Annotated in this window: 10 protein-coding genes; 6 read left to right on the top strand and 4 right to left on the bottom strand. The window is 63.4% G+C overall.

Annotated elements, in window-relative coordinates; translation table 11 throughout:
- A partial coding sequence (locus tag BLS27_RS16640) for an invasin domain 3-containing protein (RefSeq protein ID WP_208599417.1) occupies positions 1 to 1,857 on the top strand: 1,857 nt, incomplete at its 5' end.
- Between the two features lie 35 nt (positions 1,858 to 1,892).
- Here BLS27_RS16640 and BLS27_RS16635 read toward each other — a convergent pair.
- Entirely contained in the window at positions 1,893 to 2,798 is a 906-nt protein-coding gene (locus BLS27_RS16635; protein WP_090345777.1) for a LysR family transcriptional regulator, read from the bottom strand.
- Between the two features lie 109 nt (positions 2,799 to 2,907).
- Here BLS27_RS16635 and BLS27_RS16630 point away from each other — a divergent pair, with 109 nt between their 5' ends.
- The 3 genes from BLS27_RS16630 (at position 2,908) to BLS27_RS16620 (ending at position 6,442) form a co-directional block, all read left to right on the top strand.
- Positions 2,908 to 3,969 (top strand): YeiH family protein, encoded by a 1,062-nt coding sequence (locus tag BLS27_RS16630; protein WP_090345774.1) that lies wholly within the window; start codon positions 2,908 to 2,910, stop codon positions 3,967 to 3,969.
- Between the two features lie 188 nt (positions 3,970 to 4,157).
- Positions 4,158 to 5,531: a nucleotide 5'-monophosphate nucleosidase PpnN gene (gene ppnN, locus BLS27_RS16625; protein ID WP_043215370.1), complete on the top strand. Its 1,374-nt coding sequence runs from the start codon at positions 4,158 to 4,160 to the stop codon at positions 5,529 to 5,531.
- 269 nt (positions 5,532 to 5,800) lie between these two features.
- Entirely contained in the window at positions 5,801 to 6,442 is a 642-nt protein-coding gene (locus tag BLS27_RS16620) for a TIGR04211 family SH3 domain-containing protein (RefSeq protein ID WP_090345772.1), read from the top strand.
- Positions 6,443 to 6,451: 9 nt separating this feature from the next.
- Here BLS27_RS16620 and BLS27_RS16615 read toward each other — a convergent pair whose 3' ends face one another.
- The 3 genes from BLS27_RS16615 to BLS27_RS16605 form a co-directional block, all read right to left on the bottom strand.
- Positions 6,452 to 7,141: an MOSC domain-containing protein gene (locus tag BLS27_RS16615; RefSeq protein WP_090345770.1), complete on the bottom strand. Its 690-nt coding sequence runs from the start codon at positions 7,139 to 7,141 to the stop codon at positions 6,452 to 6,454.
- Between the two features lie 118 nt (positions 7,142 to 7,259).
- The gene (locus BLS27_RS16610; protein ID WP_090345767.1) at positions 7,260 to 7,529 is read right to left on the bottom strand and encodes a hypothetical protein; all 270 of its coding nucleotides are present in this window, start codon (positions 7,527 to 7,529) and stop codon (positions 7,260 to 7,262) included.
- Positions 7,530 to 7,626: 97 nt separating this feature from the next.
- Positions 7,627 to 8,508 (bottom strand): LysR family transcriptional regulator, encoded by an 882-nt coding sequence (locus BLS27_RS16605; RefSeq protein WP_043215381.1) that lies wholly within the window; start codon positions 8,506 to 8,508, stop codon positions 7,627 to 7,629.
- A 216-nt stretch (positions 8,509 to 8,724) separates the two neighbouring features.
- Here BLS27_RS16605 and argC point away from each other — a divergent pair, with 216 nt between their 5' ends.
- Together argC and BLS27_RS16595 are read left to right on the top strand one after the other, a co-directional pair.
- Positions 8,725 to 9,657 carry an N-acetyl-gamma-glutamyl-phosphate reductase gene (argC, locus tag BLS27_RS16600; protein ID WP_090345764.1) on the top strand — a complete coding sequence of 311 codons (933 nt, stop codon included), beginning with the start codon at positions 8,725 to 8,727 and terminating at the stop codon, positions 9,655 to 9,657.
- A gap of 57 nt (positions 9,658 to 9,714) precedes the next feature.
- Positions 9,715 to 10,401, top strand: coding sequence for a GNAT family N-acetyltransferase (locus BLS27_RS16595; protein WP_043215385.1), 687 nt, complete (start codon positions 9,715 to 9,717; stop codon positions 10,399 to 10,401).
- Positions 10,402 to 10,407: the final 6 nt, after the last annotated feature.

Raw genomic sequence — 10,407 nt, 5'->3', positions numbered from 1 at the left:
ACCGTGCTGCCGGCCGATGGCAAGACTCAGCAAACCCTGACCCTCGCCATCCGCGACGAGCAGCAGCAGCCGGTGGACATCGCCTTGGCGGATATCAAGATCACCAGCGACCACGTACGCGCAGGCAAGCACGGGGACGACATCAAGGTCTCGGATCCAACACGCACCTCGCCTGGCGTATACGAGATCCAGGTCACTGCCAGCAAGACCGAGCAGACAGTCACCCTGACACCGACGGTTCAGGGCACGGCACTGGCGCAAGCCTTGGTTTCCACAACGAGCGTGCTACCGAACCCAGGCAGCTCTCGATTCTCGGCAAGTCGGCCCACCATTGCAGCTGATAACAAGGCCACCACCACCTTGGCCTTTGACGCCAGGGATGCGAATGGCCTGCCACTCGAGGGCATCGGCAAACACTTGGCGTTCGTGGTGAATGGCGCCAGTGGCAATGTCTCGCCACCGGATGTCACCGTTGAAGCCATCGTGGAAAGCGCAGGCACTTATACCGCGAAGCTGCGCGGCCTCCTGGCAGGCCATTACACCGTTGCGCCTCATTTTGACGGTAAGCCCGTCGGTACCCTGAAAGCCAGCGTGGAATTACAGGCACTGCCGCCCGCGGAGCTCAACTCAGCGTTCAAGGTTATGCCACCGTCCATCGACGCAGATGGCTTCGACTCAACAACCTTGACGTTCATAGCAAGGAATGCCGACAACAAGCCCGTGAGCGGCCTGGCCAACCTACTCGTTTTCAACGTGACCGATGACAGCGGCAAACAGCCTGAACCCGGCAAGATCACCGTGACGGCTATTCAAGAAAAAGGCACGACAGGGGAATACAGCGCCACGCTGCGTGGTACTCAAGCTGGGGACTTTACGCTCACACCTGAAGTCGACGGTGACGTCATGGACTCACTGGCAAAATCAGTGGAGCTGAAGGTCTTACCGCCTGCGGCAGGAAGCTCCCGGCTCGTGCTAAGCAAGACCGATATCCTGGCAGATGGCGTGGACGAGGCGAAAGCATCGTTCATTGTCAAGAACTCGCTTGGGCAGCCAATCAGTGGCATTGTCGGCCAAGTGTCATTTACCGTGACCGACTCAAAGGGCAATCCTGCGTCGGATGTTGAATTGAGCCGTATCGTCGAAGTTGGAAACACAGGGGTGTACGAGGCTACATTGAGCGGCTCGCAACCCGATCTTTACACCATGACGCCCAAGATCGATAACGAACCTTTGGGAGCGGATGCGCGCCTGTCCCTGATGAGTACTCACATCACCGAACTCCACAGTTACTCGTATCCTGGTAAATATTCACACGCTGTCGATAGCGGGTTCCCCACGACGGCTTACGATCGCGTAGGGTTTTCCGCAACACTTGCAAACGGCGCCCATTCCAAAGATTACAACTGGTCATCCAGTGTCAGCTGGTTGACCCATCGCTCCTCCGGCCTTTTTATATTTTCCACTCCGCCTGATGATGCTTCAGGCGAAATCACCATTACGGGAACCCGCAAGGGCAGCCACGTCTCACACAGCTACACCTTCAGGATAAAAAAATGGTTTTATATCGATAACTCATTATCAAGGAATTGGGCTGCCGCGATGAACAGGTGTTCCGCTCTTGGACTTCAGCCAGTGTCCAAGGCCGACGCCACAAAAGGAGAAGGCGTAATAGGAGTCGGTACCCCAGCTTCAGAGTACGGCTTCGTGGGCTATTCTTTTCTGGCCAACTCTACGTGGCTGTCCGACCCCGCTGGCGCAGGCCACTATCTGCGCCTGCTTCTCATGGACGGGGCAACCGAGGTGGCACCTGAAGGCTCAGTCGATGGCAAAGCAATTTGCTACAGAACCTTAAAGTAACAAACGACCGAGCCCGGTTACATTTCGTACAAAACCTAAACAGCACTACGGCCAATGACTGGTACGTCCGCGAAACACAACCCCAAGAACCGCCGCGCCGCCCTCGACGGCGCGGCGGCATGGGGCATCAGTATCGAGAAATGCCGCGCTAATGGCTGCGGTGCAATGCCCAGCCGGTACAAGGCGTTGTCTTCATGGCGAATGGACATCGCCGACACGAAGCCAATGCCCATCCCCGCCCGTACCGCTTCCTTGACCCCCTCCACTCCGGCAATTTCTAACGCCACGCGCATCGGCACACCCTCCCGGGCAAAGGCGCGCTCCACCAACTGCCGTACCCCCGAGCCACTTTCGCGCAGCACCAACGGATACGCCCCCAGCGCTTGAAGCGTCTGCACCTGAACGCCGTCGGCCAGCGGATGGCCGCTCGGAACGATGGCGACGATCTCGTCCTCGCGCCAGGCGGTGACGCTGGTGCCAAGCGGTAGTTCCTGGCCTGGCGGGCCTTCGATCAAGGCGATGTCCAGCTCACCCAGAGCCGCGACGATTTCCGCCGTGTTGCCATGGGTCGTGGTGATCGCGGTATCCGGGTAGCGGGCGTGGAAGTCCGCGATCAGGTAGGGCAACAGGTAACTGGCTGGGGTGGTACTGGCGCCGATGCGCAAGGTGCCGCGCTCCATCGCACGCATGGCGTCGCGCAGGGCCTGGGCCTGGAGAAAGGTCTCGCGCAGGCGTTGGGCGTGGCCTAGCAGTTGCTCGCCGGCGGCCGTCAGGCGCACCCCGCGTCCGGCACGTTGATACAGCGGCTCACCGAACGCTTCCTGCAGCAACTTCAGCTGACCCGACACGGCCGGCTGCGACAAGTGCAGCGCGGCGGCGGCGTGACTGATGTTGCCGTGCTCGGCGACGGTGGCGAAAGTTATCAGTTGTTCAGGGGTCATACGTTCAAAATATCAGCTAAGCGGATACTTGCCATCCTAAATCACGATTTTTTATAAGCTTATAACTGAATTAACGTAGACCTCATCAATACACATCGGAGGTCTTACCATGGCCACGGCCCACCCTACTCCCGCCCTTGCGCCTTCCCACGCGACCCGTGGGCGGCTCAACGGTATTCTGTTCGTCGCCCTGTTCGCCCTCGCCGTCACTCAGGTGGCGGCCCTGCCGGCCATCGCCGGGCTGGGGATCAGCCCGCTGATCGTCGGCATCGTCGCCGGTGCCCTGTATGGCAATGCTCTGCGCTATGGGCTGCCGGAAAGCTGGGCGGCGGGGGTCAACTTCTCGGCGCGCAACCTGCTGCGCCTGGCCGTGGCGTTCTTTGGCCTGCGGGTGAGCTTGCAAGAGATCGCCCAGGTGGGCTGGTCGGGTCTGACAGTCTCGCTGCTGGTGGTGGTCAGCACCCTGCTGGTGGGCCTGTTGGTGGGCATGAAGGTGATGAAGCTTGACCGCGACACGGCGCTGCTGACCGCTGCGGGCAGCGCGATCTGTGGCGCAGCTGCGGTGCTGGCATTCGAATCGGCGCTGCGCTCGCAGCCACACAAGGCGGCCATGGCGGTGGGCAGCGTGGTGCTGTTCGGCACGTTGTCGATGTTCCTTTACCCACTGGCGGTCAGCGCCGGCTGGGTGCAACTCGACAATCTCGGCGTAGGCCTGTTCTTCGGTGGCACCCTGCACGAAGTGGCGCAGGTAGTGGGTGCGGCCAGCAACGTGAGCCCCGAGGCCACCCACATCGCCACCATCGTGAAGATGACCCGTGTGTTGCTGTTGGTGCCGGTGCTGCTGGTGGTGGGCTTGTGGGTCAGCCGCTCGCGCAAGCAAGGCCAGGCCCAGGGCGGCGGGCGTATCGCCGTGCCATGGTTCGCCTTTGGCTTCCTGCTGCTGGTATTGGTCAATTCGTTGCAAGTCCTGCCGGCGGCGGTGGTGAACACCATCAATAGCCTCGACACCTTCGCCCTGACCATGGCCATGACCGCGCTGGGCATGGAAACCCGCGTGAGCCAGATCCGCCAGGCTGGCCCGCGCGCGCTGATCACCGGGGCGATCCTCAACCTGTGGCTGATCGGTGGCGGTCTGGCCATCACCCTGGGAGTACAACGGCTTTTCGGATGAATGGCAGCGGCTGATCCCGGAGCGCCGTGCGCCATCGCAGGCTATGCCGCCGTCCACGATCGTGCAGGGCTGGGGTAACCGCTTGGCAAGCGGCAACGAGGCTTTTTCTGCGCCCCCCTCGTTGCCGTGCGTTTTTGTCGGTATGGTGGTGTCCAAGTAGGAAGTTTCATTGCACAGGAAAGACTTAGATGCCCCAACGCCATGTCATCAACGCATCCGTCAGCCCCAAAGGCAGCCTGGAGACGCTGTCGCAACGTGAAGTCCAGCAACTGAGTGAAGTCGGTACCGGCAGCCTTTACACCCTGTTCCGCCAGTGCGCCCTGGCCATCCTCAACACCGGCGCCCATGTCGACAATGCCAAGACCATCCTCGAGGCCTACAAGGACTTCGAGGTGCGTATCCATCAGCAAGACCGCGGCGTACGCCTGGAGCTGCTCAACGCCCCGGCCGACGCGTTCGTCGATGGCGAGATGATCGCCAGCACCCGCGAAATGCTGTTCAGCGCCCTGCGCGATATCGTCTACACCGAAAGCGAGCTGGCCAGCCAGCGCATCGACCTGGAAAGCTCCCAGGGCATCACCGACTACGTCTTCCACCTGCTGCGCAACGCCCGCACGCTGCGCCCGGGCGTGGAACCGAAGATGGTGGTGTGCTGGGGCGGCCACTCGATCAGCAGCGAGGAATACCAGTACACCAAGAAGGTCGGCCACGAGCTGGGCCTGCGCAAGCTGGACGTATGCACAGGCTGCGGCCCGGGCGTGATGAAAGGCCCGATGAAAGGCGCGACCATCGCCCATGCCAAGCAGCGCATGCACGGCAGCCGTTACCTGGGCCTGACCGAGCCGGGCATCATCGCCGCCGAAGCGCCCAACCCGATCGTCAACGAGCTGGTGATCCTGCCGGACATCGAAAAGCGCCTGGAGGCGTTCGTGCGGGTCGGCCACGGCATCATAATCTTTCCCGGTGGCGCAGGCACGGCCGAAGAGTTCCTGTACCTGCTGGGCATCCTCATGCACCCGGACAACGAAGGCTTGCCCTTCCCCGTCGTGCTCACTGGCCCACGCAGCGCCGAGGCGTACCTGCAGCAGTTGCATGCCTTCGTCGGCGCGACCCTGGGCGAGACGGCCCAGCAGCATTACCAGATCATCATCGACGACCCGGCCGAAGTGGCCCGGCACATGGTCGAGGGGCTCAAGGCCGTCAAGCAGTTCCGCCGCGAGCGCAACGATGCCTTCCACTTCAACTGGCTGCTGAAGATCGAGGAAGGTTTCCAGCGCCCGTTCGACCCCACCCATGAAAACATGGCCAACCTCGAGCTGCGCCGGGACCTGCCGCCCCATGAGCTGGCCGCCAACCTGCGCCGGGCCTTCTCCGGGGTGGTGGCGGGCAACGTCAAGGACAAGGGCATTCGCCTGATCGAAGAGCACGGGCCGTACCAGATCCGTGGCGACAGCGCGGTGCTCGACCCGCTTGGGCGCTTGCTGCAGGCCTTCGTTGATCAGCACCGGATGAAGTTGCCCGGTGGGGCAGCGTATGTGCCTTGCTATCAGGTAGTGACCTAACCCGTCGCGACCGCTGAGCGGCAGAACTCGCTCCCAACAGGTCCGCACGGCCCTTGTGGGAGCGGGTTTACCCGCAAAGCGGACACTACATAGCTCGCGCCAGCGCCACAGCCCCTTGACCTTCTACTCGCAACATCCTGCAGACATTTCCTACAACAAGCAGTGAACCTGCTTCGATAAAAACGGTCTTTCGCTGACGGTCAACTCACCGACCGGTTCATCGGCCCAGTCATCGGGCCTTCTTTTGTCCAGCTCCAGCGAAGATCACCATGCCTGATTCCCGACCAGCCTCCTTTGCCCTTGCCCCCCTGCTCGCAGCCTCCTTGCTTGCCTTGGCTATCCCCGCGCATGCCGAAGAACCGGCCAACGACGCACGCTGGGTCAGCGACAGCCTGAGCACCTATGTGCGCAGCGGCCCCACCAACGGCCACCGTATAGTGGGTTCGGTCAAGGCCGGGCAGAAGGTCACGCTGGTGGGCACCCAAGGGGAATACAGCCAGGTCCGCGGGCAAAACGGCGATCTGGTATGGATCCTGAGCAGCGACCTGCAATCGGTCCCGGGCCAGGCCGAACGCCTTCCGGCACTCGACGCGCAGGTGACGCAGTTGTCCGAACAGCTCAAGACCATCGACGACAGCTGGAAGAATCGCGTCCAGGGCATGCAGGAAACCCTCGACTCGCGCAAGGCGCTGATCGACGAACTGGAAACGCGCAACAAGTCGCTCAACGAACAACTCGACCAGGTGCAGTCGTCGCTGCGTGACACCCAGGCGCGTCTGGGTGACGAGAACAAGCAAGTGATGATGCGCTACATGGTCTACGGCGGCAGCATCGCCGGGGCCGGTCTGCTCGCGGGATTGATCCTGCCGGCATTGACCCGCGGTCGTAAACGCAACGACCGCTGGTTCTGACAACAGCCCTCAGGCGCCGTGCAGACGCGGCGCCCAGTCTTCGACCTGGCGTTGCTCCAGGCGCCGTTGCAGGGTCTTGCGCCAGGATGGCACCAGCGGCAATGCCAGGCATTCGCGTAACAGCTCAGGCTCTAGGTGTTTATCGAACAGCACCGCCGACAGGCGCGCCACCGACCATTCGCCGTGCGGGCGCTCGACCAGTTCCAAGCGCTCGCCCGCCTGCACCACGCCCTCCTCCAGCACCCGGTAATACCAACCGGTGCGCCCACTTTGCTGAACGCGCAAGGCCATCTGCGCCACGTCGAAGCGGTCGTTGAGCTTCCAACAGGGCATCCGCCCCTGGGACACCTCCAGCAGCGCCGACCCCACACGAATCCGGTCGCCCAGGCAGACATCCGCCTCGCGCCAACCGGTGGTGCTGAAGTTCTCGCCGAATGCGCCGGGCTCGGCCAGCAATGGATGCTCGCCAAGCTCTGCCGCCCAGGCTGCATAGTGCTCGCGGGGATAGTGGTGGATGGCCTTTTCCACACCACCGTGGACCCGCAGATCCCCCTGTTCGTCGCCTTCGAGCCCGAGCCGTCCTACGGCCAGTGGCCCTTGGCGGGGGTGCTTGGCAATGGCACTGCGCGAGCCGGGGCGGGTGAAAGGTTGGGCCAAGCCTGTGAGCAGGTTGTCCAGGATGAGGCTGTTCAGAATCATGCCAGAGTCTCGTTGGGTTGCCGGCGCAAAGCTTACCCCAGAGACACGAACGCCATGATCACATTCGCCTACCCAGGCCCATCGCACCGGTGGCGACCAGGCCCGGGTGGTCGGCGCGCTACTTGCCGCGGGCCTTGTTGTAGATGGTTTTGGCGCGGTCGGCTGAAGCCTGGCATTCAGCCATGTTGCCTGCGGCCTGAGCCTCCTTGGCCTGGTTGAGCAGGTTCTGATAGTCCTTGGCCATGCCGCCATGCAGGGCCTGGCCATCGGTCCGGTGGATATCCTCAAGTTCCTTGATCTTGGCGGCGCAGTTGGTTTCCGGGCTGGTTTCGGCGTGAACGGTGAAGCTCAATGCAGAAGCGATCAGCAGCAGTGTCAGGGATTTCATGGTGTGTTCTCCGTGAGAAAAGCCGGACTTCTGACAGGCACGTCGGCGGGCCCGACGCAGCCAAAAGCATAGCCTTGCTCAAAGATTCAGCCACAGTTCATTGACGCAAGCGCTCCAGCGCCTGCAGCACGTACCCGGTTGCCCGCTCCACCTGCCCCTCCCGGCAGGCGATCCCCAGCTGACGCCAAAGGCCAGGGCGCAAGGGCCGACGGGCAATCCGCGGGTTCAGCCGCTCCGCTTCGCCTTCTTGGGGCAGCAGTGTCGCGCCATAGCCTGCCGCCACCAGGCTCTTGATCGCATCGTTGTAGTTCAGCTCGATGCGCGCCTCGGGGTACAGCCCCGCTGCGGCGAACCATTCCGCCGTCACCCGCGACAGTTGGGTGGTGTTGTCGTTGAGTATCAGCGCTCGCTCGGCCAGCCAGGCCGGCGTGACCTTAGCGGGCGGCTGCCAGTCGGCCGGCAGGTAGGCCATGATCGGATCGCGTCGCCAGGGGGTGAGCTTCACCCCTCTGCCCGCTACCTGGGGCAGCGCCACCAGGCCGATGTCCAGCGTGCCCTCACGCAGGCGCGCCAGGGAAGCCTGGGAGGTCAGCACCTGCACCTGCACGTCGATGCCCGGATGCGCCTCACGCAGGTGCGCCAAGGCTTTGGGCAGCAGATGGGCGATGGCCCCGGTGGAGGCCCCCAGGCGCACACGCCCGGTCAGCCCCTGCACCTGTCGACGCACCTCGTCCAGGGCCAGGTCGGCATCGGCCAGCAGGCGACGGGCGCGGCCCAGCAGCGTCTCGCCCACGGTGGTGGGGCGCACCTGGCCTCGGGTGCGGGTGAGCAGCGGCGCCCCCACGCGCGCTTCCAGCTCGGCCACGTGCAGGCTGATGGTGGGCGCAGCCAGGTTGAGCTGACGAGCGGCCTCGGCGAAGGAACCGAGGTCGGCGATGACCACCAGCGTGCGCAGGCGGTCGAGGCTGATTTCGCGCATGGGGGTCCTCTGGGGGCTGGCCTGTTCGCGGGTAAACCCGCTCCCACAGGTACGGCGTGGATCCTGGTTCAGCGGTCGGCCTGGGAGCGGATCTACCCGCAAAAAGACTGACACGGTCATTCATTTTTTCTGAATCCAAGCATCATGATATTCAAATTTTCTTTCGTCCAGCCGCAGGCGAGCATAGGCCATCTCTCTCGCACACGGATCCCGACCATGCACACCCCTCTCGTCTTCATCGACGGCGACCAAGGCACCACCGGCCTGCAGATCCATGCCCGCCTGCAAGGCCGCCAGGACGTGCGCCTGCTGACCGTGCCGCACACCGAGCGCAAAGACCCGCAACGCCGCGCCGAGGCCATCAACGACGCCGACATCGCCCTGCTCTGTCTGCCTGACGACGCAGCCCGTGAAGCGGTGGCGGCCATCCACAACCCGGCAGTACGTGTGATCGACGCCAGTTCCGCCCACCGCACCACGCCCGGCTGGGTCTACGGGCTTCCTGAGCTGGACGCCGAACAAGCCGAGCGCATCGCCCGGGCCAAGCGGGTGAGCAACCCCGGTTGCTACCCGACCGGCGCCATCGCTCTGCTGCGCCCGCTGATCCAGGCTGGGCTGCTGCCGGCGGACTATCCGCTGAGCATCCATGCAATCTCGGGGTATTCCGGGGGTGGCCGGTCGGCGGTGGAACTTCATGAGCAAACTAGCGCCGTCAAGGTGCCTGCCCTTCAACTCTATGGCCTGGAACTGGCCCACAAGCATGTACCGGAGATCGAGCGACACGCCGGGCTCGCTGCACGCCCGGTGTTCCTGCCGGGTTATGGCGACTACCGCCAGGGCATCGCGCTGAGCATCCCCCTGCAACTGCGCCTGCTGGCCGGCGGCATCACCGCTGAACACTTGCAAACCTGCCTTGAGCAGCACTACCACGGTGCACGCCATGTACAGGTGATGCCACTGCATCAGCAGGGTCCGGCCAGCAAACTGGACCCCGAGGCGCTCAACGACACCAACGACCTGCGCCTGGCCCTGTTCGCCAACCCGGCCTACGGCCAAGTGGTGCTCACGGCCGTGTTCGACAACCTCGGCAAAGGCGCCTCGGGCGCCGCCGTGCAGAACCTCGACCTGATGCTCGCCGCCCTGGGTTAGACTGTGCCTCCCGCGCCGCTCGGCGCGGGACGGTTCGACCCTGCTGGAGCTTGCCCGATGTTCATTCTCAGCCACCTCGACGGTGTGCCCCCCGAATCCTTCCAGAATCAGATCCGTCAGTTGGTCATCGACCATGTCGGTGAACTGAGCAGCGTGGCCATCACCCCGGACAACCCGCTGTACCCGCTGTACCAGTACGGCGTCGGCCTGGAGGTGCATCAGTATTTGCAGGCCATGGACGGCACCCGAGGTCTGGCCGTGGAACTGACCCTGGCCTTGGATGCCGAAGCACCGGACCGACTGCTCGGCTTCGCCCTTGCCCTGCCGGCCCAGGATGACGATCAGGCCTGCGTGCTGGCGTTTCTGGCCGTGCACCCAGACCACCGCCGCCAAGGCATCGCCCGAGCGCTGCTGGCCGATGCCCAGTCACGCTATGCCTGTGTCGAGCTCAATGTCTTTGCAGGGCAAGTGCCATGGTTCGAGGCGATGGGTTTGCAGGTGGCCGCCGCCGCCGGGCCGCAGGTGCTGATGAGCAGCACCGGGCACGCCAGTGGCGCACTGGTCGGCCGTCTGGACATCGCCCCGATCTATCGCACCACTGAAGTGCGGCAGATTCACGCCTACCTGCTCAAGCAGCATGGCGACGAGGCCATGCTGGCGGCGGAAAAACAGCGCGACGAACGCCTTGATGCCCTGGCCTTGCAGGCACAGGCCTGTGTGAAGCAGCGCAAGACCGTGCATTGAACGGGA

The organism is Pseudomonas guariconensis, from assembly GCF_900102675.1.
GTDB classification, from domain to species: Bacteria; Pseudomonadota; Gammaproteobacteria; order Pseudomonadales; family Pseudomonadaceae; genus Aquipseudomonas; species Aquipseudomonas guariconensis.
The sequence above is the reverse complement of the archived record's forward strand: the minus strand, read 5'-3'. Positions and strand labels throughout refer to the sequence as shown.